Genomic DNA, 24933 nt, shown 5'->3' on the forward strand with positions numbered 1-24933 from the left:
CGAAAACAATAGCTAAAAACCTCTACCAGATTACGGTAATTGTATAGAAATCGTCTTACTCGAAAACATATTATATTTCCATATTTTACAGTCTATTAAAATTTGTAGCAGTCATGTAAACTACGACTATTGGAAAAAATTTAATAGAAGAAAGTAGAGGCAAACCAATGAAAGCACTATATGTTTTATTATCTTCCCTTGTACTATTTGGGTTTATTACCGTTTCTCCAGCAGAAGCAGCAGAAAAATCCATTGATTTGTATTATATGGATGATGTCGATTATGATCATTGGGCATACAATGAATTGGAGCGTTTCTTGTATGCGGATATTATTGACGGATATGTGGAAACAGAATCGTTTGAGGAAGATGGAGAGAAATATGAATATACATACGTCTCAGTAAAACCAAAAAATTCGATTACTCGTGCTGAATTTACGAAAATTTTAGTGAATTCAATGAATCTACGTGCAGGTGAAACAGTAAAAACGTTCCCTGATGTAAAACCGGCAAATTGGTATTACGAGTATGTTAAGGTTGCCAGTAGCCAAGGCATTATCAATGGTAAACCAGACGGTGCTTTTCGACCGAATGATAAGATTACACGTAATGAAATGGCAGTCATGATTTACCGTGCATTCAAGACAAAGCTTGATTTTACAGCAACAGGAAAAGCATTTCCTGATGTACCACAGGGGAATTTTGCTTATGAAGCGGTTATGAAAACGGCAGCTTTAGGAATTATCAAAGGGTACGGAGATATCTTCAAACCTTACAATGATGCAACTCGTGCTGAAGCGATCGTGATGATTGACCGTGCCTTGCATCTAGTGCCAGGAACAGATGAAGATCAACTTGCAATCATTCAAACAGTTGATCGTAACATTAAAGATGAGATGAAATTCACTAAACAACAAGATGTAGAAGCATTAAAAGCCCTTTATCGTGATACGACAATTGGTTACCAACTGGCTTATTCACTGGATAGTTTGGATATGACAGGTATGATTGAAGAATCAGATATTAAATTCACAATGGAACAGATTGGTGAAAATGAGATCAATGCTGTTTCTGTAAGTAATCATTTTGCTGAAGTCCGCATTGATAACTTAGTATATAAAGTATCTTTGACAGCTCCAGATATGTCTTTTAACACGACAATTGACTTATCAGGAACTGCTTATCTTAAGAAAAATGATGATGGTAAATGGAAAATTTATAATGTTGTTCTTGATGAAGATGACGATGACCAAGATTGGAAAGAAACATTAGAAACTGAGATCAACTAAGTACAAAAAAAGCGGATTCATCTCAAATCCGCTTTTTTTTCTTATTGTCTAACAATTCAACATCGTTTGCCTCTTGTTAAGAAAGGGTAAAGTCATCAATTTGATATTCCAATCATTTATGATATTCAATGAAAGGGCACGATTCTATAGATAGAATCGTGCTTTTTCTTTAGTATAAGTGCAGATTATGGGAATAGGATAATTGTTAGCTATTTGGGCAAAGTAATTGTTAAATCATTATTGTAGGAGAGATGGATGTGGGAATTCGAATTTTAATACTACTCACTCTACTCTGTTTTCATGTTTCATCGATAGCAAATGCTGAAACCCCACTAACAGCTGTATTTATCCGTGATCATCAGCTATGGCTCAAAGAGGGGAGTCAAGAAATACAACTTACGAAGGACCGCTATATATATTCGCCGAAATGGTCATATGACGGTCGTTTCATTGGATATATTGATGGTGATGAAAAGGGAGAAAAATCGGATTTATTCATTTATGATAGGAAGGAAAAAGACAGCTACCAACCTTACGTAAGGGTCGTAACCTCTGACTTTAAATGGTCACCGAACAAAAATCAGCTGGCCTACACCGAGCAAGGTATATTAAATGTGACAAATATACAGAATGGCCGCCCACAAGGATTTGAAAATGTCTCATTAGGTGTTAGTGCTTTTGAATGGTTTCCAAACGGCAAAGAATTTATTGTTTCATCACAATCCAACCTACTTCCTACAGGATGGAGCCCAATCCCACTGTATAGAATTCCGGTAGATGCAAATCTTGCGAAGGATAAGATAAAGCCTTTTTTTACAATTCAAACGAAAGTACCTGACTTATTTGGGATTGATGCCGATTATTTTAAGTGGAGTTCTGACGGCAAGTGGGTTAGCTTTTTAGTTGTACCTACAGCTTCTTGGTCAATGGACAGTAATACATTAAGTGTTTTATCATCACAAGGAAAATATTTTCAAGCTGTGGGGAAAATGTTAGGGTTTAAAGATTGGTTTAAGTGGGCTCCATTCGCCAATGAATTAGCTTATATATCAGGAGAAGGAAGATTTTTCGTTGAAAACAAGCACATGACGATTGCCGAAATACCTACAATTAAACAACAAAAAGAATATACACCTGAAGGCTTTGTAGACCTTGATCTGGAATGGTACTCTAAAGATTTAGTCATTGTGGCTCGTGCAAAAGAAAACAAGGAGTGGAAAGTCGGTCCTGTACCAACTATGTTCACAGCTCTTTACGCTATCAACATAAGAACGGGAGAGCAAAAACAAATTACATCTCCAGGGGAGAATGAACTTGACGAAGATCCTCAAGTTGTTGGACCCTATCTTACTTGGTTTCGAAAGAAGGCAGAGCAAATGAAAGGTGATGTATGGGTAAAAAATACTTTAACAGGTCAAGAGTATATTTGGCTCAAAAATGTAGATTATGCCCCAACATTTTTCACACCAAAGCAAAGCCCTTAAAAAATCTAACAACAAGCTGGCGCGATTCTTGAAAAAGAATGGTGCCTTTTTCTATAGAGAGTGGTTATTTAGATATGGTTTTTCAAAGTTATAGAAATAATTGAGTTTTGTCCAATTCAATAGCCACCATCAATCTATTCAAAACGTATGAATAGCAATCCAACGGGAACAATAGTTGTAAAATGGAGGGTTCGAAAGATGAGAAGACTTTTTGTATTAGTATTTATAGCTTTTATTACCTTGAATCTAACAGGTAATGTTGAAGGAGTTTTTGCAAATAGAGACAACGAAGAATTTAAAGATATTTATGAGAGAAAAGTTCCCCAAACATTTCATTTTACGTATGATTACGAAAATCTTTATAAGTTCCTTGATATGAGTGAAAAAGAATACAGGTCTGAATGGGATAGCGGAAAGACGATAGCTGAAATGGCCGAAAAACATGAGATCTATCCTCAACAATTGATATCATACCTAGCGGAAAAACAATTTGAAGCACTAGATAAAGCACTAAAGAATGGGGAAATTGACCGTTACTTTTATTATGATTACGCTATATCTTATATGAGAAGCGATATTATTGAATTTATCAATCGAAATCCAAAAAAATAATATATTGATCCAAATGTTGATGGAGAAAAAGCTTCCCAAAGCAAGGTTTAGGGTGTTGTTACCTAACTTTGATTTGGGAATGCTTTTGCTGCATAAAGCACCTGCTAAAAAAGAGCTGCCAAAGCAACTCCATAACTTAAATTAAATGCCCTTCGCAAGATCAGGTACTATGCCAAAGCTCAATTTCTTATTTATTATCGTTACTCAGGCACATTTCTACAATTCGATTGTGCCAAATATTATATAAAAAGAGTTGTAAATGTTTATGTTAAAATCTAGGTGATTTAAGTAGTTGTGTGAATAGGAGGACAAAAAGATATGAAAAGAGAGGGAATAGTTAAATGGTTTAAAGAAGAAAAGGGGAATGGTCGTATTATGCTTGACGGAGAGAATAAAAATGATGTTTTCGTTCATTTCTGTTCAATCTTACCTGATAACGAAAGGTTTTCAGATGGATTCAGGTTTCTTAAAGAAGGACAAAAAGTATCATTCGATTTAATAGAAAAGGCTAATTTTACTGAACAGAAACAAGTTGCGGAGAATGTAATAATTAATTCTGATTAAAGTATGATTAATCATCAAGGGCATTTCTTTTTTCCTTCATAATGTTTCGATATCCAGGAAGAGGGAGGGCTAATTTGAAAAAGCCAAATTAATAAAAAGGGTTCCGAAGTTTCTTTCGTTATTAAAAAAGAAAACCCACTTATTTGAAGTGGGCTTAATAATTACCGAAATGATCATTCAAGGAGTTAATCTATTGATGTCTCGCGGGAAAGCACTTGCCTCCCGAACGTTCGTTAATCCAAGGAGTTTTGCTGTTAAACGTTCCAGACCAATAGCAAAACCTCCATGCGGTGGCACACCATATTTGAATGTGTTTAAATAATTTTGGAAGTTTTCCTCGTTAAGTCCTTGTTCTCTGAATGATGCTACAAGCATTTCATATTCGTGAATTCGTTCGCCACCAGATGTGATTTCAAGACCTTTAAATAAGAGGTCAAAAGATTTAGTTAATCCATTTTCTGCAGGCATTGTATACATTGGTCTATTTTCTTTGGGGTACTCTGTAATAAAGACAAATTCACTCCCCGTCGTTTCTTTTATATAGTTTGCAATCAGTTTTTCTCCTTCAGTATTGAGGTCACCTTCTGGCATTTCTTTTTTATAACACTTCTTTAAAATTTCTCTAGCTTCATATAATGTTAGTTTTGGAATATCAGTTATAGTGGGGACCTCAATTTTCAAAAGCTTTAACTCGTTTTCATTTTTTTCTTTTACTTTTTCAAACATAAATTTTATAACTTCAGTTTCTAGCACCATTAATTCTTCATAATCTTCTATAAAAGCCATTTCAAGATCCAGAGAAATATATTCATTTAAATGTCTTGAAGAGTTGTGCTCTTCCGCACGGAAAACAGGACCAATTTCAAATACACGCTCAAGACCTGAAGCCACCATCATTTGTTTATAAAATTGAGGGGATTGTGCAAGGAATGCTTCTTTCCCAAAATAATTTAATTTAAAAACATTGGCGCCACCCTCCGCACCTTGAGAAACAATTTTTGGTGTAAAAATTCTGATAAAACCCATATTTGTTAAATATTCACGAAATGCCTCTTCAAGAGTTGATTTTATTTTAAAAATTGAAGCTATTTTTTCATGACGGAGTGATAATACCCGATGATTTAAAAGGTTCTCAAGTCCTGTGTTTACTTCTATTTTATTTACTTCAAAAGGAAGTAAACTATTTTTGTTAATCACTTTTACTGACTTTAGAAGCAGTTCAATGCCAAGTCCTGTTTTATTTGTTGAAACGACTTCTCCGATAGCTTCGATAACACTTTCTGTTTCGATAATGACGCCAGTAAGTTCTCCTTCTAAAACACATTGCAGTTCACCAGTTCGCTCTCTTATCACTAAAAAACTGATATTTCCAAGGTGCCTTACTTTTTTTACCCAGCCTTGGACTTTTACCGTTTCTCCCACTTTTTTTATACACTCGTTGGCAAGTGTACGTTTTAGATTTGTATGCATGATGGTTACCTCCCAAATTTTTAATCCTTTTATTTTTTTATCATCATCGTCATCATCCACGGACACTCACCTCCTTAAAATAAAAAAGCTCCCGCCCCTGACATTTGTCAGGGACGAGAGCCTATCTCGCGGTACCACCCTAATTGCTGCATATGTAGCCAACTCATTGCTTTTTAACGGTTGCAAACCGTCTATCCTTACTTCTTTCAGGATAACACTCACAGATGTCTTTCAATCATTGTTTAACACAATCTTTTCAGCTACCGATTGCTCTCTTTCGTTAAAGGGAATGACATACTTATTCTGTTCTTCGTTTTTTAAATATTTGAAATTTATTATAGTCATACTTTTTTGTATTTTCAATAAAATTATTGGATTTTGCTAATAAATTTTTTAATGTGACCCCCAAATAGGGACCTTATTGTAGAAAAGTCCCTATAGTTCAAGTGGATTTTTTCACAAACTAGTCACCTTAGTTTCACACTATAATACCTCATTGCTTTAGGAATTCCCTTAATTTCAAAAACTCCATTATAAATTAGGCTTCTCACTCTATACTCTATAAAAACATCGCCTAATTGATTGTGCTGTCCATAAACTTCCCCGATTAACCTTGCAGATTTCATAAAGTCTTTTTCACTTTGCTTAGCATGCAAATGTTGTGCCGTATTGACAATAAAATCATCCAAGTAATCTTCATTAACCGTATTAATTTTGTTATTTTCCCAAATCCTCACCAAACCTTTTGATTCTGCTAATGCGATCCATTCTTTTTCAAATCGTGTTCTATCCTCATCAGTTATTGGTGCTGATAATTTTTCATGATAGATTTTGTTTAAGTGTTCACCGTTTACTTCGCCCGTATGGATATCTAAACACCCAAATTCAGGTGTGTTAAATAATTCCTGAAAAGCAAATGTAGTATTGATCACGAAAATCTTATTCTTTTTTTCTTTGAGCAAGTATAAAAGATAGCGTAAGCCAGTTTGCTCATTTGCATTTTCAGCAGTCCATATAACAATAGGGGTCTCATTGCTTAAACCATCTATTTCTACAAGTGTTTTTGAAAATCTATTTTCGTACTCTTCCTCAAGATAGTCATCGGAATAATTAAGATGGTCCTTCAACCATTCATGTCTGTACTTACGACCAACCTCTTGATGAAGTGCCCAAATAGGACCAACAGCAAAGAAATCAGGAAATCCGATTACTTTATTCTCACGCCCTAATCCTACTCGTAAAGAACCAGCAGGAGATTCGCCAAACACAATATGGACTGTTGAATAATCTCGCCCAACATGATTGCTATTTTGTACAACTTCAAAAAATAGATGGTATAAAGAATTTAATTGTTCTAATATTTCCTCTGGTGAGTTCTTTGATTCCTGCATCACTTTTATTCTCAACATCATGCTTAATAAAAGGTTCTTTGCTTCGCTACCGCTTAAATCTTTTATTGATTTATGTATCTCTTCTAACACTAAATTTCACCTCGTTATTTATTGTTTCTTTGCGACCTACAAGATGCTCAACAGGCGGAGCAATAGGCACTGCTTCAACTAAAATATTAGCAATATTTTTAGCACCAGCTTTTGAAATAGTAAAGCATAGTTCATCTTCTTCTATCCACTGGTTTAAGGGCTATCCTTCACTTTCATGGTTTTATCCATCGCTTTGAGCATTTTATCCACCACTTTTTGATGGTTATCCTTCAATTCAGGGTTTCTATCCACTGGTTTAAGTGCTATCCTTCACTTTCAGGGTTCTATCCATCGCTTTGAGCATTTTATCCACCACTTTTTGATGGTTATCCCTCAATTCAGGGTTTCTATCCACTGGTTTAAGTGCTATCCTTCACTTTGAGCATTTTATCCACCACTTTTTGATGGTTATCCTTCAATTCAGGGTTTCTATCCGCTGGTTTAAGTGCTATCCTTCACTTTCAGGGTTCTATCCATCGCTTTGAGCATTTTATCCACCACTTTTTGATGGTTATCCTTCAATTCCAAGGTTCTATCCGCCAATAATAAGGTAGGGTACAATTGAACCCATTTCGCAACAGAGTGAGAACATAACTTTTTAAATGCACTTTTATATTTTACATGATTCTGGAATAAAAAAACAATTTTCCTAAACATGAGGCAGAGTTTCTCACCTTGAAAGCCTACGTTTAAGTCAAAAGTACATTAATTATAATTTATCTTAATTAAACGCCGCATTTTTTAGAAAGGATTTGTCCTTTTTTATTTTGATTCAAATTTATGGAGTAACATCTATTAAGGCTTCTAAAGAGTACGAATAGTTTTATAATTTTTGGAACCTTTGTTATTTTTTGCGTCAAACTTGCGAGATATATCATTGATTTTGAAAGGGGAAATAGGAGTGTTAAAAAAGGCAATCATTTCAGGGGTTTTATTTAGTTCAATTATGTTGGTTGGCTGTAATGGAGAATCAGAAGTCGAAGTGATAGATATTTCTGAAAATAATGAAAATGATGCAAATTTATCACCAGAATCAAGTTTTTTTTCAGAAGTACATAATGAAATAATGGGATCTATTCCAGAACAAACGAATCTTAATAGCGAGTCAATAGGTGCAATAATGGTCGATGGTAATTTTAAAGATTTGACTGTATCCGTAAGTTTTCCGAAGGATGTAAAAGTTGCTGATACGTTAATTCAACAAATTGTGGAGGATTCTATAAAGAAAGTTTCGGAAAAAGAAAAGGTCACAATAAGCAAAGAACATATAACAATAAAAATTGAGAAATACTAACGGAAAATTTCTTAAATTAATCAAAAATACTATTTTACATATCATGGTAAAGTGATATACTTGAATTAACTTTTATGAATGGAGGCTTCCGAATGATTGATATCCTATCTTTGAATCGTTAATTTTATACGTTCAAAGGCTCTGCTTATGCTCAGAGATAATAGGATAGATCTGTCTTTTTACGGAAACCCTTCATGATACGGTTTTATACCAGGGGACATTGTCTCTGCTTTTTCTATTTGTTTTTTAGAAAAAGTGTCATAAAGATGGATCCAATTGAATCATTCTATATGTTTGGAGCATGGGCAGATTGCCTATGCTTTTTATTTTTTCGATTTTGTTTTCTTATAATAATTGGAATTAATTGCTGCCTAACAAAATAGGATGAAGCGGAGGAGATTCTTAATGACAGGAAATCATATTAAAACGGCACGAGTTTGGTTTATTACCGGTGCTAGTAGTGGATTGGGATATGAATTTACGAAAAGAGCTTTGGAGTTAGGGGATAAGGTAGTTGGAGTTGCTCGAAATATTGAAAAACTGAAGGAGTTACAAAGCCAATTTGAAGGAAGGTTGTTGCCCTTAAGACTTGATGTTACGAATAGAAGCGATGTTTTTGCTACAGTAAAAGAAGCTATTAAACATTTTGGACAAATTGATATTGTCATAAACAATGCAGGTAATATGACTTTAGGAATGATTGAAGAATTTAAGGAAGAAGAAGTAAGAAGTCAAATGGAAACGAACTTTTTTGGAGCAGTTTGGGTTTGCCAAGCAGTCATGCCTTACTTAAGGGGGCAAGGTTCAGGTCATATTATTCAAATATCTAGTATCGGTGGACTCATTACGGGCCCTATGTCGGGAGTTTATAGTGCTAGTAAATTTGCTTTAGAGGGATTGAGCGAGGCTTTAGCACAGGAAGCTGCTCATTTTGGAATAAAAGTAACGATAGTAGAACCTGGGGGATACTGGACGAATCTTTATTTAAAAATGGGCTTCACAACACAGAAACTAGAATATGATTCAATACGTGAGGAATTGGCTAAACAAAATGCAACAGAATCCGTTGATAGTGCTCCTAAGTTGGCGGCCGAAGCTATTGTGAAACTAGTTAATTGTGAAAATCCGCCTCTTCGATTAATTCTAGGAAGCGTTGTCTACGATTTAGCTATTGAAAATGCGGAAAAACGGATTGCCATATGGCAGGATTGGGAATCAGTCAGTCGATCTGCGGAACATGCTATACCTGCACCAGATGGCTATGGAATGATCGAATAGAAAATAACGATGGATGGGCGTAATTCTACAATAAGAATTACGTCTATTTTATATAAAAAGTGACAATAAATTGGATTGTTATATAAAATAGATAGTGATTATTGGTTAAAGGGGATACGCACTCATGAAAAATATTTTTAATTCTATACATTCAGTAGAAGTATTAAAGCGTATTGATCAATTAACTCCAAATGCGCAACCACAATGGGGAAAAATGAATGTTGCACAAATGCTAGCGCATTGTTCGGCTTTTCAAGATATTGCCATGGGAAATTCCTTTCCACCAAGGGGGTGGCTAGGAATAATAGTAGGAAGGTTTGCGAAGCCAATTATGTACAATGACAAGACACTACCTCGTAATATGTCTACTATTCCAACGATTTTGATTGCAGATGTTAGAGATTTTGAACGAGAAAAAGAACAGCTTAAACAAAAAATAATCCTATTCCAAAATAACGGACCAGAGAAATGCACTACGCATCCTCATCCTTTTTTCGGTAAACTCACTTCTGAGCAATGGGGGATAGGAGTGTACAAGCACCTTGACCATCACCTTACACAGTTTGGGGTTTAAATAGGGGACAAATGGGCGAATGTTAATTCAAAAGTAGCCAAAAGAATAAATTCTAAATAGCTACTTCGAATGTCGTACTATGAATCCTTTTTAATTTTTTAATACTAAGTTATTCGGAGTAGTTTTAATAAACTTCGTGAATATAAAACGTACAAGTGGGCCCATAACGATAAGTTGCAATGGGTATGCTACAATGAAATTTTCACCAAACACTGAGAGGTAATCCTTGATTATCGAGTTGGAGGAAAAACCATTGTGAACATAACTTATGACTAAGCCGTATATGGACATGAAAAAGGCCATTCCAATAACCATACATGTGGAGATGGTTAAAACCTTAAAAAGCATATTATTCGTATTAGCTGTGAATCGAAAAGCTATTTTTTGTGCTACAGGTCCAACAAGGTACAAGTCAAGAATAATGGCAACCATAAACCCTAAAATAAAGTCAGTAATTCCTCCAAAGAAAGAAATTTGTCCAAATGTATCATTAAGGTAAAAATTATAAAGTGTCATAACAAGTACCATTCCAAAACACATTATTAAACCAAAATAGAGACTTTCTTTTCTAGTAGTGGGCATCTATTAACACTCCTTTCTGTTACTTAAGTTAGTATATAGATTTGAAAAATGCCTCGTAAGTGACATTTTTGTGACAGTTGAAAGGATGAATTAATTTTCTGCACCACTATACCTGCAATAATCTAGCACTGTAAAAAGGTTAAACTAGTATTTCACCTTCAATCCTAGTAATGAAGCAAAGCCTATCGCTTGTTCGGAAGAGACTTCACACCCGTTTAAACTTTCTGGCGTTACTTGCAGTCTTTTAAATGTACATGTACTTATGTCGATCCCTTTTAATGAAGTTTGAGAGAAATCGGCATCATTTAAATCACTTTCATGAAAGGCCACTTTATTGAGTAAACAATCATAAAAATTGGCACCTTGTAGCTTGGTGTTATCGAATAGTACTTGTTTGAAACGTACTTCAGGGAAATTGCATAAGTTGGCAATACAATGTTCAAAAGATACATTGCCGAGGTTAGCTTCAGTAAAATTCAACCCCAATAGTTTACAGTTTTTAAAAGCCACTCGATGGATGATACCTTCACTTAAGTTTGAGTTCGATAAATCACAGTTCTCAAAAATGACATCCGTTAAATCAATTTTTTTAAAGGTACAATTAATAAATGTGACATTTTTAAAGATAACTTTAGAGACGATTAATCGTTCAACATCTTCATGCTCAATGACAGTATCAGCGATCATGCAATTTGTTAAATAAGGTTCTTCCTCATAAAAAATATCCTGAAAATTTGCCTTTTCAAGATTTGTCGGTATTGTAGGTGATGTAATTTTGAAATTGTATGCCATATCAGCCCATCCTTTACATGAGATCTTAAACATTAGTATAAGGGCAAAGCGACAATAAAGACACCGTCTATATAACGGTGTCCTTATCGTAGATTATTAAACTAGTTCATTAGAAACTCTGTTTTTCATTACAATCTTACTAAAAACAGAAGCTAGTACTTGTTGGAATAGCATGCCAAAAACGACAGGCATGGCTACTTTACCTGGAAAATATGTTGTGGCAACAATAACGCCAACAGCAATATTTCTCATCCCTCCCGTATAGACAAAGGTAGCCATTTGTGAATAGTCTTTTAACAGATAGCGACCAATGAGAAAGGCGAAGACATAGCCTGATACAGCAAGCATCAACACTAAAAGTATAACGAAAAATAGATGCACATTAATATCCTTTAAGTAGGGAGAAATGGCACTACTATTTATTAAAATGACTGCGAATAAACATAGCTTTGAAAAAGGAGCAAGCTTCTTGCCATATTTTTTAGGAATGTCTCCTTTTGAAAGTTCATTCACCACGATTCCTAAAATGGTAGGTAATACAATCATCCATAGTAAATTGAAGATCAGCGAGACTACATCCAATTCAATTTTTTCACCTGAAACGATATAGAGAATGAATGGCAGGATGAAAGGTGAAAGCAGCGTATCAATTAAAATAATAGACAAGCCTAATGGCATATTACCTTTGCAAATTGTAATCCAAATAACACTTGTGACGCCAGTTGGAAGTGCGACCGCTAAAACAAAGCCAACAGTCAGTAAATGGTCATCGAATAGAGTGGTGGATAAGAAATAAGCCCATAATGGCATGATTAGGTGAAGAAAAAGAATTGAAAGTAAAATGAGTACGGGATGCTTCATGAAAATTTTGACATCTTTGAATTTCATATTTAAGCTGCCAGAGAATGTCATGAACGCAAATAGCCAGGATACGAGGAATAATAATTGATGTCCAATGCTTTCTAGGAATACACCTAAAACTAAACTTAACGGTGTCAGGATTGCAATGTATTTTTGGAGAAATACATTTAGTTTTTCTAACATACAAAGACCTTCTTTTTTTATCTGATTTTATCACATTATTATAATATGAATCAGGACATAGTAGGAGTATTTACCGCAAAAAAGCAGAAGGTTTACTCCTACTTGTTGAAGGTCTAGATAAGACTCGCTAAGTATTTACATGTTTTTTATCCATTTCTTTAGTAAATGGAATCCATACAATGCCTACGATAAATAAAATATTACCTGTCCACCTTATCCATAAATAATAAGGATGGTCTTTTAACAAGTACAACGAGGTTAGGATAATAACCAACCCAATACCAATGAGCAATTTTAAAAAAATCGGAATTTTTGTCATTCTACTTCCTCCTTCCTTACTTTTCACGATAAAAATGTGTTTAGATAACTCTTTTTCCTAACCTATGAGCAGTAAAGACAATGGGGAAAAATAATAGGCCAAAAGGAAGGCTTATTAAAATTATATGCCACGTAATGATTCCGCTATTAAACAAAGATTTAAATAAAATAATACTATAGGGAATAATAATGATGGCTGATGTTATAGCTCCTGGGGTGATAGAGCGAAAGAATATCGATTGTCCAATATGGGTAAAAGCATGGATAAAGAAAACAAGTGTGACGGATGTGAAAAAATAGAAAGTAAGAGCTACCCCGTTTATGAAATATTGGTTAGCTAGAATGGTAGAGAGACTCACAAATAAAAAGATAAATAATACAGCAACAGCAAATTGAGCAGTGGTCATTGAAAATTGTTTTACCACTTTATCTGCTATTTTAGGGGGTAATCTTTCATACAGCTTATGACGATTATGATGTAACCATTTTTCTATCATAATAATTTCTTCAAAGTCATGGATAATAAATATAATAGGAAACAACCAAATAAGTGTTTGGACATTCAACCAATCCATATGAATACTCTCTCCTTATCTCTATGCTGGAAGCGGCACTGAAAATACCATTTATATGTAATATGGGTTAATAATAACATACTGAAAACTGGAAAGTATAAAATATAAAATAGAGAGGTTGTTTGAATCTCAGAAATAAGGAATCGCAGGATGAAAATATGAGTGAAACAAACGAATAAACTAAACGAGGAACCCTTTACTTAGCAACTAGCAAAGAAGGGACGGTCGTTAATGATGTTCAAAGTACGCATGTTAAAATCGTGAAGAAGAAAGAGATAAAACGTCTAGTCACCAGGTGGAGGGGCAGATAGTCTTTGATAGCTAAGTTTACGGGTACATTAGGTAATAAGAAATGGGGTAAACAGACAAACAAGGATGAAGGTAAAATGATTTTTCGGTATAATAATTATACATATCGAGTAGAAATAGGTTGGGCTCGTTTTTCCTTTTTAAGGTAGAGGCTATGGGAATTATTTCGGAAATTTATTGAATTGTTTGCTTTAATAAAAATACAAACACTTGCTATGTCCAATAAGAAGAGTAAGTAAATTAACGAACAACTTTCAAATTTGAATTTTTTGTTAATGATTAGCTCATTTTACCATTTTCCCGTTCATTCGTGATATTCTATATTAGAATAATAAATCAGGAGGCGGTAATATGTATTATAGCAATGGTAACTATGAAGCTTTCGCACGACCTAAAAAACCTGAAGGGGTAGATGAAAAATCTGCGTATCTTATTGGTTCAGGACTAGCCTCCCTTTCAGCGGCATGCTTTTTAATTCGTGATGGCCAAATGAAAGGGGAAAATATTCATATTCTAGAGGAATTGGATATTTCGGGAGGTAGTCTTGATGGTACTCTTAATCCGACAAGAGGATTTATTATTCGCGGTGGTCGAGAAATGGAGGATCATTTTGAATGCTTGTGGGATTTATTCCGTTCCATTCCGTCCTTAGAAGTAGAAAATGCTTCGGTTTTAGATGAATTTTATTGGTTAAATAAAGAAGATCCTAATTATTCGAAATGTCGATTAATAAAGGATAGAGGGCAAAGACTGCAAGATGATGGGAAGTTCACCTTATCGGATCAATCATCTGAAGAAATGATTAAATTATTCTTTACCCCTGAGGAAAAATTAGAGGATAAAAAAATCACTGACGTTTTTTCAGAGGATTTTTTTGAATCGAATTTTTGGCTTTATTGGTCCACGATGTTTGCGTTTGAAAAATGGCATTCTGCTATGGAAATGCGTCGTTATATTATGCGTTTCATCCATCATATTGGGGGATTACCAGATTTATCAGCATTGAAATTTACAAAGTTTAATCAGTATGAATCTTTAGTACTGCCAATGATTAAATACTTAGAAAGCCATGATGTTGATTTCCAATATAATACGGTTGTCGAAAATGTCTTGGTTGATAAAGTGGGAGACAAAAAAGTAGCTCATACGCTCGTTTTAAGAAAAGATGGCGTGAAAAAGAATATTGAGCTGACAGAAAATGAATTAGTGTTTGTGACAAACGGTAGTATTACCGAGAGTACAACTTACGGTGATAATAATACACCAGCACCTAAAAGCACTGATTTAGGTGGCAGCTGGTCACTTTGGAAAAACATCGCTGCACAAGATAGTGAGTTTGGTCGTCCAGAAAAATTCTGCGACAATCTTCCAGAAGAAAGTTGGTTTGTGTCAGCAACACTTACGACATTGGATGATCGCGTAGCTCCATATATTGAAAAGATTAGTAAAAGAGATCCCTATGCTGGTAAGGTCGTAACAGGGGGTATTGTCACAGCGACAGATTCTAATTGGATGCTAAGCTATACATTGAACCGACAACCTCATTTTAAAAATCAACCAAAAGACCAATTAGTTGTTTGGATCTATGGTTTACTATCAAATAAGCCAGGTAATTTTATTAAAAAAAGCATTACGGAATGTACGGGAATAGAAATCGCACAAGAATGGCTTTACCATATGGGCGTACCGGTTGATGAAATTCCGGACCTAGCACAAAATTCTTGTAATACTATTCCATGTTATATGCCATATATCACCTCTTACTTTATGCCAAGAGCAATGGGAGATCGTCCGTTCGTTGTGCCGAAAGGATCTGCTAACTTAGCCTTTATTGGTAACTTTAGTGAAACAGCAAGAGACACCGTCTTTACAACGGAATATTCAGTAAGAACAGCGATGGAAGCGGTCTATCAATTATTAAATATTGACCGAGGCGTGCCAGAGGTATTTGCATCTGCTTTTGATATTCGTACCTTATTAGCTTCTACAGCTCGTTTGCTGGATGGTAAAAAATTAACGGATATTGATGCCCCATTCATTTTAAAACAAATTGGTAAATTGGGTATTCATAAAACAAAAGATACGATTATTTATGATCTACTGAAAGAAAGTAAATTAATCTAGTGATTTTGCAGAAAAATAGACAAAGCAGTTAATAAGGCTTTGTCTATTTTTTAATTTGCTTATAGCCAATCTTTGACATAGGCGAGCAATCCAATAAAGGCTCCTAATCCCATGCCAATAAAGACAGGGACTATGAGGTTTGCTTTCTTTTGTACTTTTCTCGTTTCTACCATGGATATCCCTTCTTTCTCATCGTATAACTAACATTCTAAGCGCATCGTATGGTTCATATCCTTGAACCCATGTTTTTCATATAAGGCTTTAGCACCTTTATTTTCAGTCAATACATTTAACTCCAAATAATCCAAGTGACGATAGGCTGCCCATTTTTTCGCTTCTTCTAATAAAGCAGATCCAATTCCTTGATTTTTGTATGATTTGCCAACTATCACATCAACAATAAAGGCATATTTGTGTTCAACCAAACAAGAATAGGGTGGGGTCGTTGTTTCTTTAATTAGCAAGAAGCCAACAACTTCCTTCTCTACTGTTGCGATTAATATATCAGAATCATCTTCAATGATCGTATATCTGATAAAGTTGGCATCCTGTTTTGCAGGTCTGATATATTTAGGTTGAAGAATAGACATTTCTAAAAAAAGCTCTTGGTATAAACGTTCAATTTGTGGAATTTCATCGAGAGTTGCCGTTTTTATTTCCATACTATCCCTCCGTCAATTTTACTATCATAGTAAGTAATATTTTACATTAATGGTTGAATAATAGAAAGGGGAAGGCATATGAGATTATGGCATGTAGATTTACTAGGGTATTTACCTAAAGGCCAACTACTTTCGCAGTGGAGAGAACTTAATAGTATCTTTGCTAAAGAGGATCGGCATATTCTCATTAATTATATTTATGACTATCCGAAAGCTGACTTGTATTTGTATACAACAAAATTGTTGGAGGAAATGAATAAACGTGGTTTTCAAATTAGAACCTATGAAAAAATGAATAACTACTTTGATGGATTAGGACCAGTAAAAGACAGGAAGCCTTTTTTGCATCATCATAATCAGGAATATCTAGAAATTTGTTTCTATAATTTAAAGGAGAAATTTATTCGTGGGCAGAAGGATTATGAAGAGGCATTGTATGAGCAATTATGTACGTATATTAAGGACGTGCTATAAATAGGAGGGGTATAGATGGTAAAAGCGATTATTTTTGATGTAGACGGGACGATTTTAGATACTGAGCAGGCGATTTTACAATCATTGCAAAGAACCTTACTGGAAGAGACAGATCAACAGTATTCGTTGGAGGATTTACGCTTTGCATTGGGGATACCTGGGAAAGATACGTTGATGAGGCTCAACATTGATAACATAGATGAAGTTCATCGGAAGTGGTCTGCAGCTGTTCTAGATTTTTCACATGAAGTGACTGTTTTCGAAAATCTAGAGGAAGTTATTCAACAATTAGCAGCAAAATCGCCTCTATTGGGCATTGTGACCTCTAAAACAGCTCAGGAGGTAACCGATGAATTTGATCCGTTTGGCTTAAGTCATTATTTCAAACACATTGTTAGTGCCAGTGATACGGAGAAGCATAAACCTCACCCTGAGCCTCTATTAAAATGTTTGGACGCATTACAGGTAGCTCCAGAGGATGCCATCTATATTGGTGATTCTATCTATGATTTCCAATGTGCAAAGCAGGCAGGAGCTAAATTCGCCCTTGCCCTCTGGGGTGCCAAAACGACAAATGGATTTGAAGAGGCTGATTACGTATTATATGAAGCTCAGGATATTTTGAGCTTATAATAGGGGAGGAAGAAAGAATAAAAGATGGTGTCCATTGAAAGCACACCATCTTTTCATGATTGTGTCATTACATTGTAGGTGGTATGTAGATATTTAAGAATGTTAATACAGTCAAATTCCCTATATCGACGATACAGTGGGATAAGATAATAGAACGTAAACTTTTTGTCTTTAAATACGTAATGGCCCACACGATACCTGTTACTGATAGATAGATATACAAATGAAAGGATTGACTAGCATAAGAAAAGACTCCCCACATCAATGGATGACTTATGACAAAAAGGATAGTTGTATATAAAATAGCGAACCATGCTGGAAATTTTGTTAATAAACTATCAAATAAAACGCCTCGCCAGTAGTATTCTTCAAGCCAAGGATTGATGATGGCGAATAAAAGCCAATAGAGTATTAACCAAACAGAGTGAAACAAATGGTAGTTCATAATTAAGATTGTTAATGGAAAAAGGCCAATCAGCGTTGCGAAGGTTATCCAAAAAGGAGCCTTTTTTGACTTTTGAAACCAATCTCCTAGTTTTCTGTTACCTTTAAAATAGTAAATGCAAAATCCTAACAAGCTCCAATAAACAAGCGCTAGTGGAATCCAAGCCCAGCCCTCAATAAATTGATAAAAAAATGTAGCAGTCAAGAACCCTAGTAATATAATGAAAAATGGTGATATGAAAAATAACCAAAATTTTGTATCTTGACTAAATTTTTTCATACAAAACCTCTCTTCCAAAAGATTATTTAAAAATTTTCATAATTATTTCAGCTTCTGGAACTGGACATTGTGTCCATTGTAGTTTATTAATCGCAAAACCTTGAATAAATGAATAGTAGCTAATTGCCAATTTAAGTGGATCTTCTTGAACAATTTCATTGCATTGTTGCCCCTCAGAAATTAAAGGAATGAGACCGTGAACAGGGGACTTGAATTCCTCTGAGGATAAAAATCTTTTTACTTCTTCGGGTACAGCATCAGACGTACTTGCTTGAATCATTATTAAGAATAATAAAATTTGTTGTCCCTCTGATAAACTATATAAAATCTGCTCCGTCATCCATTTCAGTTTTTCGAGTGCAGTTCCTTCTTGTAAATGCGCTTTTTCAATAATTTGCCCAGAGCTTTCAGCAGCTCTTTTAACTAAAAGTGTAAAGATTTCTTCTTTTGATTGAAAATAATGGTACACTAGTCCATGACTTAAATTCGCCTCTTTAGCTATATCACTAATCTTAGTTGCGACCATTCCTCTTCTTGAAAAGACGTTTAATGCAGCCTGTAGTATTTCTTCCCGTCTCAGCTCCCGTAATTCTATATTTTGAGCTTCAGTTCTTGGCATTATGACAGCTCCTTTTGATTGATTAACCAGTCAATATAAAAATAAAATAAAATGGAAATATTGTCAAATGTACTGTTTGTTGGAAATGTTCTGGTGGGGGAAATATAACTAGGGCAATGATCATCCAGGTTTTTAAGAGTTTGAACAAATGAAGATAAGAAAAAAGGTGTGTCACCTAAGTGCAACACCTTAAAATGTTAATCCCAAATCGTTGTTATAGGAACTTTTGCAGTACGTAAATAATCTAGTAATTGCCCAGTATGGACTGACTCATGATAGGCAATTCTAAGCAACATATCACCCAAATCTCTTATGTATCCAACGTCTGAGCGATCAATTTGTATGTTTGATAAATCTTCATTCGAAAAAGCTTGAACCGTGTTAATAAATTCATTTCTAAAAGGCTCTGCAAATAATAATTCTGCTTCTACAGTAGTGTAGGGCTGTTTTTCAAAGGGTGAATCAAATTCGCCTATACTGCCTTTATTAAGGATTGCTAGGTGGTAATAATGTTCACTTTCTAGAACATGTCTAACCATCTCGATGCACGACATGGCTTCATCATCTGGCCTCCAATGTAATTTTTCTTGGGGGATAGACCTCCAAAGCTTTATACTACGTCTTCGTACTTCATTGAAATTTAATATGATTAGATCTATGGCGTTCATCATTCATCAACCTCCATTCGCTAGTAGTAATTAAAGTATATAAGAATTTATGTTCGATTGGAAGTTTTCTCTAATTACTGCGGAAACGTTTATCCAAATGTTTATTTAAAAAAAGGATAAACCTTTCTTGAGCCTGCTTTTTCTTCAGCATTCTATTCACACGAACATTGCTTTGAAGGTAGTTTCTCACATGATAATACAAAAAAAATAAGCTGCGATACTGATCTTGATGGTATATATTGTGAAACCATTCATACTGTTGCAGACTTTCTATATTTCGATCGATTTTTCTTGTATGTAAAGCGGACTGACCACTATAGGCACCTGATAAAAAATCAAATAAATTTTCTAGCATAGATTTACTCTTGTAATTTCGAATACAACCTATAGTAATAGCTAGGGATGACATATTCAATAGGGGCACTCGCAAAAGTGCCCCTTAGTAACAAATCGGGAGGTATCATGTTAAACGTATTTCGCTTAACACTACTATTTATATGATAAGATTACTCGGTTTTGTAGACCATCGTCTTTAAAAAGCTAAAATTCCTCCTTGTTTCGAAAAATTTCTAGAAATGAAAAGGACATGTTTTGTTGAAGAATGATCAAAACATGCCCTTACATGTGAAATGGTAAGGCTATATAATATTAATTTACTTTTTAATAAACTTTGCTTTGGAACCCTTCCATAATGCGTGCCAGTGGTACCCACCCAATGAACTTTGGTTTATCCCAACCTGGTGCGGTCGATAACTTTTCTACTTCAAGGAAATGATCAATCCTTACCTTATCCCAAGCATGAATGATCTCGCCATTGCCAACAGATAATCCTACATGACCCCAATTTTTTCGCTCATCTTTAATTACACCAAAGCAATCGTAAAAAACAAAGGTTCCTTTCGGAGGTATTCCTGTTTGCATACTTGCTTCATATAAAACTGCAGATTCTTTTGCCGTATCTCCACCAAAAATTTCAATGTTATTACTTCTTTCTAAAGCATCCTCTACAAAAGCTAAACAAATGAAACAATATTCTTCAGAGTTCAAATGACTTTTAGCCCAATCAATTGCATTATTAATATACTCTTCATAATTTTTCTCCATTTAATTACTCCTTTAACATGTCGTTAAGGTAATATATTCAACAAAAATGGCTTTATAACCTTCCAAATATTACAAAATATTTTGTGGTATACCTAGAAAGGGTAATGACGAATAAATAAATTACAGGAATATTACCAAAAATGAAACTCCTGGATTTTTATCCTCGTATATACTAAAAAATACTTTTTCTGGAGGTACATATGTTTAAATTAAGAGGCTCCTTCCTGCTAAGTCTATTGTTATTAACCGCTTGTACAGAGGAAACGATTTCTAAGGAACCAATTCAAGAAGAGAAAGATGATAATATTGTAGTGACAAACGATGGAAAAATAACCTTTGAGATTAAGAATAAGGTTGGTGTTCCACAGGAAAAAGTAGAGGCTATAAAGGATGAAATTGTGACGGCATATGACCATATAAAGGATTCCATTCATACTTCCTACACGCCATCCGAGCACATAAGCGTATGGCTTAAGGAAGACGGTCAATCATGGGGTTTAGCATCGAAAATCGAATTAGCTGGTGTGAAAGAAGATCTATACCCACTTGTCCATGAAATGACCCATTCTTTACTTGGCTATGGCAAGAATTTTGACACAGATAACGGCTATTTTACGCAAGAGGGTTTTGCAAGTTATATGGAGTATCAATATGGAAAAAATAAATTATATTTTGATAAATACATGAAGCAATATATGGAGTCAGATAAGTTAATACCCATTAGTAGGTTAATTGATCCAAATCAAGATGATGTTTATTTTCGCCCTAAACTTTCAAATGTAAAAGAGAATCAAGTCCTTATGGAGGTGAGCTATACGCATGCGGCTTCATTTGTTATCTATTTAATTGATACATACGGACTCGAAAAGTTTGAACAGATCTACGACAAGAAAGAACTAGCAAAAAAATTAGAGGAAGTTTACGGAAAGAATAGTAGTGAGTTAGAAAAGGACTGGTTAGCATTTATTCAAAATCAACAAGGATTCACATATGAGGAAAAATTAAAATGGGGATTTTATGATATGAATACAATTCTTCTTCAAATAGATCCAACATATTTTGCGAAGGACTAATATTTTTCTATAGCATTCAAGTAAACCCAAGTGCTCTTTATTTTGAGGACCTGGGTTTACTTTTGTATGAATTCGGATGAAATTGTTTATGTACGAAATGAACGCCAAGTAAAATGCACAGACCACCAATGATCAGTAACTATATATTTTTTGGAGAAATAGCGAATCGTCAACAGTAATAACAATTAACATAGTCCCAATCATTATCAAAACGATTCCAAGTAATCCTTGTATTACTCTCATGATGTAGATAAACAAATGGGGATCAACTCCATTGACCATGCTGTAGATTATACAAAGTAAATCCTCCATTCAATTATCGCATGCATGTTTGAATAGGAAAAGGGTCACTAGGCTGGTAAAGTGACCCTTATGAATTGGCTAGCATAACCTAACACGACTATTGATCGTGTAAAAGGGGATTTTAGGTGCTATTAGGGATGAATTAATACATGAAAGAAGCGCCGACAATAATTAAAAGAATGAATAATACTACGATTAAAACGAATGTTGAGCCGTAATATCCGCCGCCAGAGTCGCCGCCATAATAGCAGCTGTTGTTATTGTAGTTACCTACATTTCCACCGTATCCCATTGAAAATCCCTCCTTTCTACAACCTATCATATGTAAGGTTGCTGAAAGGAGAAATGTTATTAGACCCGATGCTTATTAAAAAATTTTAGTGATGAAGCAATTTTAGAAATAAATTGATGTGATTTATTTTACTTAATTTTTTATTTTTTACATAATTAGAGTGGTGTGTCGTTAAAGAATGAAAAAGAAAGCGGGAGGAAAATGCTGCGTGACAAGCTAAAACAAAGAATAAGTAATGAACCAACAGAATGTATTTCTTATTTAAAAGAATTGGTGAAGTCAAACCGAGTTTATGATGGGGAAGCATTGGAAATCTTCATATACGTTATTAAAAATGGGCCAGAACAATTAACAAACATCCAATGGGATATTCTTTTAGATAAGGGCTTACTACCTGATTTTTATGTAGAATGCGATCGCTGTGAAGACACGATCCAGTGGTCAGATATGTATCAGGCGATTTTTATTAAGAAAGATCACTGTTGTCCTTTTTGCAGTTATTTAGTCCATAAAAAGGATGTGAGGTTATTAGACTAAGAGGGGAGATCCACTAATGAAAGGATTATTGGCAATAGGTGAAGGAATATTCTTTTTTATGTGCTGATTTGTCTATTAGTGTTAAACGTGATCCATTTTGGCAATATTTTATTTGTCGATATGCCATACGAAGAACCAATGACTGTAACTTCATCTTCACCTACAGCTTTCCTGTTCTTGTTTGGACTAGGTGGTGTTTGTTTCTTGTACATAAGGTATTTCTTGGGACGAAGCGGATATAGACGATTGAAGATTGTCTTGTGGGGGTCACTATTCGCTTTTAATACTTTTGGAAGTGGCTTTAGCCTCTTAATGAGCTATGGATTAATGCTCAATCACCGTGAAGCGATCTACCTCATATTGGCAACAGTAATGAGTTTGGTGCTCACTATACAGGCTATTATGAAATATTATGAATGGAAGTAAAAGAACAATTATAGGTTTAAGGAGCCTTACGAAGCAAAAAGCAATTTTTTATTTAATATGCCTAAGTCCTTCTACAATCCAATAGGAGAAATATGTTAAAATAAACAAAACACAAGTTTGGAGGGATGAGGTTGGTAGAAAAAAAGCGAAGGGTTTGTGAAAAGGGACATACGTTTTTTAAAAGCACGGATTGTCCAAGCTGCCCTACCTGTGATAAAGAAAATAAACCAAGTAGCGGCTTCCTTTCAAAACTTAGTTCACCTGCAAGAAATGCTTTAGTTCACGAAGGCATTGACACGTTACAAAAACTATCGCTCTATACAGAAAAAGAAATACTAAACATCCATGGTATTGGACCAGCCTCATTACCGATATTAAGATCTTCATTAGAGGAAGAAGGACTATCATTTAAATAAGTTAGGGGAGACAACGATGACCAATAAGGAATTGACACATGAACAACAAGAGGAACTCATCAAAACATTAAAAGCTCGTTTTGAGAAAAATATTGAACGCCATGAAGGCATTGATTGGGCAAGTGTACAAGCTAAACTTGACGCAAATCCAGAAAAATTGTGGTCACTTCATGAAATGGAAGCGACTGGTGGTGAACCAGATGTTGTTGGCTATGATGCAAAGACAGACGAATATATTTTCTATGATTGTTCAGCAGAAAGTCCTAAAGGTCGAAGAAGTGTATGCTACGACAGAGAAGCATGGGAAGCAAGAAAAAATCACAAACCAGAAAATACTGCAATGGACATGGCGAAGGACATGGGCATTGAACTGTTAACGGAAGAGCAATATCGCGAGTTACAACAGCTTGGGAAATTCGATTTGAAAACATCAAGCTGGGTACAAACACCAGAAAACATCAGAAAACTCGGTGGTGCCATTTTCTGTGACCGCCGCTATGACACGATTTTCATGTATCATAATGGAGCAGAATCCTACTATGCCGCAAGAGGTTTCCGTGGCTCCTTAAGAGTTTGACGTTCATAGTAAGGTAGGGAAACCTAATTTGTGAGGGTTTCCCTTTTGTTATTAAGTAACAAATTCTATAATGAAACTCCATTATTTTTAGACTGGATGAATTAACAGAGCATCTTTACTAAAAAAGCCGATCTCCAATTGAAAATCGGCATTTGCTAACAGTTCACCACTTCCTAATATCAACTATTCGGAATTTTCTCTTTATACTTTAAAGACAGAAGGTGTAGAGAATAGTTTGCAATTACTTCGGTATTAATTAACTCATTCAAGATGGTTTCAATTGCATGAATATGTTCATTAATAAGATTGATTTCTTTTATATACGTTGAATCAATCGCTACTTCTTTTAACGTCTTGAACACCACTTTTTGCTCATCAAATACATAAACCAATTCGAATTTGGAGTTGAGTATTAAGGTGGTTATTTCAGGGAAAATGACTCGATCTTTTAAAATAGTAATAATACACTCTACTGATTTAACTCCTTCAATTAGTTGTAATGCTGAAAAAATCTCACATAATTGCTCTTCAAAATCGATGTTCATCAAAATCCCCCATTAATCAAAAATCCTTTTGATAATATCATTTTTTCAGAAAAATTTTAATCGTTAATATTTTCCTTTAACTATTGTGGG

At 34.7% G+C, this 24933-nt stretch carries 29 protein-coding genes and 1 other annotated feature; of the genes, 14 read left to right on the top strand and 15 right to left on the bottom strand.

Annotation, left to right across the window (positions count from 1 at the left end; genetic code table 11):
• Positions 1 to 167: 167 nt before the first annotated feature.
• The 4 genes from MKY49_RS09840 to MKY49_RS09855 all read left to right on the top strand — a co-directional run bounded on the left by MKY49_RS09840 (position 168) and on the right by MKY49_RS09855 (position 3949).
• Positions 168 to 1289, top strand: a complete 1122-nt coding sequence (locus MKY49_RS09840) for an S-layer homology domain-containing protein (protein ID WP_341386104.1) — start codon at positions 168 to 170, stop codon at positions 1287 to 1289.
• A 257-nt stretch (positions 1290 to 1546) separates the two neighbouring features.
• Positions 1547 to 2773 (top strand): TolB family protein, encoded by a 1227-nt coding sequence (locus tag MKY49_RS09845; protein WP_274796940.1) that lies wholly within the window; start codon positions 1547 to 1549, stop codon positions 2771 to 2773.
• A gap of 198 nt (positions 2774 to 2971) precedes the next feature.
• Positions 2972 to 3385, top strand: a complete 414-nt coding sequence (locus MKY49_RS09850) for a hypothetical protein (RefSeq protein WP_312506094.1) — start codon at positions 2972 to 2974, stop codon at positions 3383 to 3385.
• Positions 3386 to 3703: 318 nt separating this feature from the next.
• Positions 3704 to 3949, top strand: a complete 246-nt coding sequence (locus tag MKY49_RS09855; protein ID WP_341386105.1) for a cold-shock protein — start codon at positions 3704 to 3706, stop codon at positions 3947 to 3949.
• A gap of 177 nt (positions 3950 to 4126) precedes the next feature.
• Here MKY49_RS09855 and aspS read toward each other — a convergent pair whose 3' ends face one another.
• Together aspS and MKY49_RS09865 are read right to left on the bottom strand one after the other, a co-directional pair.
• Positions 4127 to 5419, bottom strand: coding sequence for an aspartate--tRNA(Asn) ligase (gene aspS, locus MKY49_RS09860; RefSeq protein ID WP_341386921.1), 1293 nt, complete (start codon positions 5417 to 5419; stop codon positions 4127 to 4129).
• A 106-nt stretch (positions 5420 to 5525) separates the two neighbouring features.
• Positions 5526 to 5739: a binding site (T-box leader), on the bottom strand.
• Between the two features lie 147 nt (positions 5740 to 5886).
• On the bottom strand, positions 5887 to 6900 hold the full coding sequence (locus tag MKY49_RS09865; RefSeq protein WP_341386106.1) for a DUF1835 domain-containing protein: 1014 nt from the start codon (positions 6898 to 6900) through the stop codon (positions 5887 to 5889).
• 901 nt (positions 6901 to 7801) lie between these two features.
• Here MKY49_RS09865 and MKY49_RS09870 point away from each other — a divergent pair.
• The 3 genes from MKY49_RS09870 (at position 7802) to MKY49_RS09880 (ending at position 10046) form a co-directional block, all read left to right on the top strand.
• Complete coding sequence (locus MKY49_RS09870; RefSeq protein WP_341386107.1) at positions 7802 to 8194, top strand: topoisomerase; 393 nt, start codon at positions 7802 to 7804, stop codon at positions 8192 to 8194.
• 405 nt (positions 8195 to 8599) lie between these two features.
• Entirely contained in the window at positions 8600 to 9472 is an 873-nt protein-coding gene (locus MKY49_RS09875; protein ID WP_341386108.1) for an SDR family oxidoreductase, read from the top strand.
• Positions 9473 to 9596: 124 nt separating this feature from the next.
• Entirely contained in the window at positions 9597 to 10046 is a 450-nt protein-coding gene (locus tag MKY49_RS09880; RefSeq protein ID WP_341386109.1) for a DUF1569 domain-containing protein, read from the top strand.
• 90 nt (positions 10047 to 10136) lie between these two features.
• On the opposite strand, the gene MKY49_RS09885 is transcribed toward MKY49_RS09880, so the two are convergent.
• From MKY49_RS09885 to MKY49_RS09905, 5 genes are all read right to left on the bottom strand, one after another.
• Positions 10137 to 10628: a DUF2798 domain-containing protein gene (locus MKY49_RS09885; RefSeq protein WP_341386110.1), complete on the bottom strand. Its 492-nt coding sequence runs from the start codon at positions 10626 to 10628 to the stop codon at positions 10137 to 10139.
• A gap of 144 nt (positions 10629 to 10772) precedes the next feature.
• Positions 10773 to 11420, bottom strand: a complete 648-nt coding sequence (locus MKY49_RS09890; protein WP_274796948.1) for a pentapeptide repeat-containing protein — start codon at positions 11418 to 11420, stop codon at positions 10773 to 10775.
• Between the two features lie 96 nt (positions 11421 to 11516).
• On the bottom strand, positions 11517 to 12464 hold the full coding sequence (locus MKY49_RS09895; protein ID WP_312506085.1) for a bile acid:sodium symporter family protein: 948 nt from the start codon (positions 12462 to 12464) through the stop codon (positions 11517 to 11519).
• A 127-nt stretch (positions 12465 to 12591) separates the two neighbouring features.
• Positions 12592 to 12783, bottom strand: coding sequence for a hypothetical protein (locus MKY49_RS09900; RefSeq protein ID WP_274796950.1), 192 nt, complete (start codon positions 12781 to 12783; stop codon positions 12592 to 12594).
• A 40-nt stretch (positions 12784 to 12823) separates the two neighbouring features.
• The gene (locus tag MKY49_RS09905) at positions 12824 to 13357 is read right to left on the bottom strand and encodes an HXXEE domain-containing protein (protein ID WP_341386111.1); all 534 of its coding nucleotides are present in this window, start codon (positions 13355 to 13357) and stop codon (positions 12824 to 12826) included.
• A 660-nt stretch (positions 13358 to 14017) separates the two neighbouring features.
• Here MKY49_RS09905 and MKY49_RS09910 point away from each other — a divergent pair.
• Positions 14018 to 15790 (top strand): oleate hydratase, encoded by a 1773-nt coding sequence (locus MKY49_RS09910; protein WP_341386112.1) that lies wholly within the window; start codon positions 14018 to 14020, stop codon positions 15788 to 15790.
• 200 nt (positions 15791 to 15990) lie between these two features.
• On the opposite strand, the gene MKY49_RS09915 is transcribed toward MKY49_RS09910, so the two are convergent.
• Positions 15991 to 16452: a GNAT family N-acetyltransferase gene (locus tag MKY49_RS09915; RefSeq protein ID WP_274796954.1), complete on the bottom strand. Its 462-nt coding sequence runs from the start codon at positions 16450 to 16452 to the stop codon at positions 15991 to 15993.
• 78 nt (positions 16453 to 16530) lie between these two features.
• Between MKY49_RS09915 and MKY49_RS09920 the strand changes: the two genes are divergently transcribed.
• Positions 16531 to 16926, top strand: a complete 396-nt coding sequence (locus MKY49_RS09920) for a pyrimidine dimer DNA glycosylase/endonuclease V (protein WP_341386113.1) — start codon at positions 16531 to 16533, stop codon at positions 16924 to 16926.
• Between the two features lie 15 nt (positions 16927 to 16941).
• A complete protein-coding gene (locus MKY49_RS09925; protein WP_274796956.1) occupies positions 16942 to 17559 on the top strand; it encodes an HAD family hydrolase in 618 nt (205 codons plus the stop codon).
• Positions 17560 to 17626: 67 nt separating this feature from the next.
• Here MKY49_RS09925 and MKY49_RS09930 read toward each other — a convergent pair whose 3' ends face one another.
• The 5 genes from MKY49_RS09930 to MKY49_RS09950 form a co-directional block, all read right to left on the bottom strand.
• Positions 17627 to 18283: a CPBP family intramembrane glutamic endopeptidase gene (locus tag MKY49_RS09930; protein ID WP_341386114.1), complete on the bottom strand. Its 657-nt coding sequence runs from the start codon at positions 18281 to 18283 to the stop codon at positions 17627 to 17629.
• A 22-nt stretch (positions 18284 to 18305) separates the two neighbouring features.
• Positions 18306 to 18902: a TetR/AcrR family transcriptional regulator gene (locus MKY49_RS09935; protein ID WP_274796958.1), complete on the bottom strand. Its 597-nt coding sequence runs from the start codon at positions 18900 to 18902 to the stop codon at positions 18306 to 18308.
• A 197-nt stretch (positions 18903 to 19099) separates the two neighbouring features.
• Positions 19100 to 19570, bottom strand: a complete 471-nt coding sequence (locus MKY49_RS09940) for a DinB family protein (protein ID WP_274797312.1) — start codon at positions 19568 to 19570, stop codon at positions 19100 to 19102.
• A gap of 70 nt (positions 19571 to 19640) precedes the next feature.
• Positions 19641 to 19925 carry a hypothetical protein gene (locus tag MKY49_RS09945; RefSeq protein WP_341386115.1) on the bottom strand — a complete coding sequence of 95 codons (285 nt, stop codon included), beginning with the start codon at positions 19923 to 19925 and terminating at the stop codon, positions 19641 to 19643.
• Between the two features lie 305 nt (positions 19926 to 20230).
• The gene (locus MKY49_RS09950) at positions 20231 to 20674 is read right to left on the bottom strand and encodes an NlpC/P60 family protein (protein ID WP_274796960.1); all 444 of its coding nucleotides are present in this window, start codon (positions 20672 to 20674) and stop codon (positions 20231 to 20233) included.
• Positions 20675 to 20874: 200 nt separating this feature from the next.
• On the opposite strand from MKY49_RS09950, the gene MKY49_RS09955 reads away from it, so the two are divergent.
• Positions 20875 to 21747, top strand: a complete 873-nt coding sequence (locus tag MKY49_RS09955; protein WP_341386116.1) for a hypothetical protein — start codon at positions 20875 to 20877, stop codon at positions 21745 to 21747.
• A 445-nt stretch (positions 21748 to 22192) separates the two neighbouring features.
• Here the strand turns inward: MKY49_RS09955 and MKY49_RS09960 are convergent, their stop codons facing one another.
• Entirely contained in the window at positions 22193 to 22342 is a 150-nt protein-coding gene (locus MKY49_RS09960; protein WP_274796962.1) for a YjcZ family sporulation protein, read from the bottom strand.
• A gap of 201 nt (positions 22343 to 22543) precedes the next feature.
• Between MKY49_RS09960 and MKY49_RS09965 the strand changes: the two genes are divergently transcribed.
• From MKY49_RS09965 to MKY49_RS09975, 3 genes are all read left to right on the top strand, one after another.
• The gene (locus tag MKY49_RS09965) at positions 22544 to 22879 is read left to right on the top strand and encodes a hypothetical protein (protein ID WP_274796963.1); all 336 of its coding nucleotides are present in this window, start codon (positions 22544 to 22546) and stop codon (positions 22877 to 22879) included.
• 551 nt (positions 22880 to 23430) lie between these two features.
• Positions 23431 to 23721 carry an RNA polymerase alpha subunit C-terminal domain-containing protein gene (locus MKY49_RS09970; protein WP_274796965.1) on the top strand — a complete coding sequence of 97 codons (291 nt, stop codon included), beginning with the start codon at positions 23431 to 23433 and terminating at the stop codon, positions 23719 to 23721.
• Positions 23722 to 23737: 16 nt separating this feature from the next.
• Positions 23738 to 24298, top strand: coding sequence for a DUF4256 domain-containing protein (locus tag MKY49_RS09975; RefSeq protein WP_341386117.1), 561 nt, complete (start codon positions 23738 to 23740; stop codon positions 24296 to 24298).
• A 179-nt stretch (positions 24299 to 24477) separates the two neighbouring features.
• On the opposite strand, the gene MKY49_RS09980 is transcribed toward MKY49_RS09975, so the two are convergent.
• On the bottom strand, positions 24478 to 24843 hold the full coding sequence (locus MKY49_RS09980) for a hypothetical protein (RefSeq protein WP_312506065.1): 366 nt from the start codon (positions 24841 to 24843) through the stop codon (positions 24478 to 24480).
• Positions 24844 to 24933 lie beyond the last annotated feature (90 nt).

This window comes from Lysinibacillus sp. FSL M8-0134 (assembly GCF_038069745.1).
GTDB lineage: Bacteria > Bacillota > Bacilli > Bacillales_A > Planococcaceae > Lysinibacillus > Lysinibacillus irui.

Coding starts and splice junctions, on each gene's coding strand:
- MKY49_RS09840 (WP_341386104.1), top strand. CDS start 168: ATGAAAGCACTATATGTTTTATTATCTTCCCTTGTACTATTTGGGTTT.
- MKY49_RS09850 (WP_312506094.1), top strand. CDS start 2,972: ATGAGAAGACTTTTTGTATTAGTATTTATAGCTTTTATTACCTTGAAT.
- MKY49_RS09855 (WP_341386105.1), top strand. CDS start 3,704: ATGAAAAGAGAGGGAATAGTTAAATGGTTTAAAGAAGAAAAGGGGAAT.
- aspS (WP_341386921.1), bottom strand. CDS start 5,419: ATGCATACAAATCTAAAACGTACACTTGCCAACGAGTGTATAAAAAAA.
- MKY49_RS09875 (WP_341386108.1), top strand. CDS start 8,600: ATGACAGGAAATCATATTAAAACGGCACGAGTTTGGTTTATTACCGGT.
- MKY49_RS09880 (WP_341386109.1), top strand. CDS start 9,597: ATGAAAAATATTTTTAATTCTATACATTCAGTAGAAGTATTAAAGCGT.
- MKY49_RS09885 (WP_341386110.1), bottom strand. CDS start 10,628: ATGCCCACTACTAGAAAAGAAAGTCTCTATTTTGGTTTAATAATGTGT.
- MKY49_RS09890 (WP_274796948.1), bottom strand. CDS start 11,420: ATGGCATACAATTTCAAAATTACATCACCTACAATACCGACAAATCTT.
- MKY49_RS09895 (WP_312506085.1), bottom strand. CDS start 12,464: ATGTTAGAAAAACTAAATGTATTTCTCCAAAAATACATTGCAATCCTG.
- MKY49_RS09900 (WP_274796950.1), bottom strand. CDS start 12,783: ATGACAAAAATTCCGATTTTTTTAAAATTGCTCATTGGTATTGGGTTG.
- MKY49_RS09905 (WP_341386111.1), bottom strand. CDS start 13,357: ATGGATTGGTTGAATGTCCAAACACTTATTTGGTTGTTTCCTATTATA.
- MKY49_RS09910 (WP_341386112.1), top strand. CDS start 14,018: ATGTATTATAGCAATGGTAACTATGAAGCTTTCGCACGACCTAAAAAA.
- MKY49_RS09915 (WP_274796954.1), bottom strand. CDS start 16,452: ATGGAAATAAAAACGGCAACTCTCGATGAAATTCCACAAATTGAACGT.
- MKY49_RS09920 (WP_341386113.1), top strand. CDS start 16,531: ATGAGATTATGGCATGTAGATTTACTAGGGTATTTACCTAAAGGCCAA.
- MKY49_RS09925 (WP_274796956.1), top strand. CDS start 16,942: ATGGTAAAAGCGATTATTTTTGATGTAGACGGGACGATTTTAGATACT.
- MKY49_RS09930 (WP_341386114.1), bottom strand. CDS start 18,283: ATGAAAAAATTTAGTCAAGATACAAAATTTTGGTTATTTTTCATATCA.
- MKY49_RS09935 (WP_274796958.1), bottom strand. CDS start 18,902: ATGCCAAGAACTGAAGCTCAAAATATAGAATTACGGGAGCTGAGACGG.
- MKY49_RS09940 (WP_274797312.1), bottom strand. CDS start 19,570: ATGAACGCCATAGATCTAATCATATTAAATTTCAATGAAGTACGAAGA.
- MKY49_RS09945 (WP_341386115.1), bottom strand. CDS start 19,925: ATGCTAGAAAATTTATTTGATTTTTTATCAGGTGCCTATAGTGGTCAG.
- MKY49_RS09950 (WP_274796960.1), bottom strand. CDS start 20,674: ATGGAGAAAAATTATGAAGAGTATATTAATAATGCAATTGATTGGGCT.
- MKY49_RS09955 (WP_341386116.1), top strand. CDS start 20,875: ATGTTTAAATTAAGAGGCTCCTTCCTGCTAAGTCTATTGTTATTAACC.
- MKY49_RS09960 (WP_274796962.1), bottom strand. CDS start 22,342: ATGGGATACGGTGGAAATGTAGGTAACTACAATAACAACAGCTGCTAT.
- MKY49_RS09965 (WP_274796963.1), top strand. CDS start 22,544: ATGCTGCGTGACAAGCTAAAACAAAGAATAAGTAATGAACCAACAGAA.
- MKY49_RS09970 (WP_274796965.1), top strand. CDS start 23,431: ATGAGGTTGGTAGAAAAAAAGCGAAGGGTTTGTGAAAAGGGACATACG.
- MKY49_RS09975 (WP_341386117.1), top strand. CDS start 23,738: ATGACCAATAAGGAATTGACACATGAACAACAAGAGGAACTCATCAAA.
- MKY49_RS09980 (WP_312506065.1), bottom strand. CDS start 24,843: ATGAACATCGATTTTGAAGAGCAATTATGTGAGATTTTTTCAGCATTA.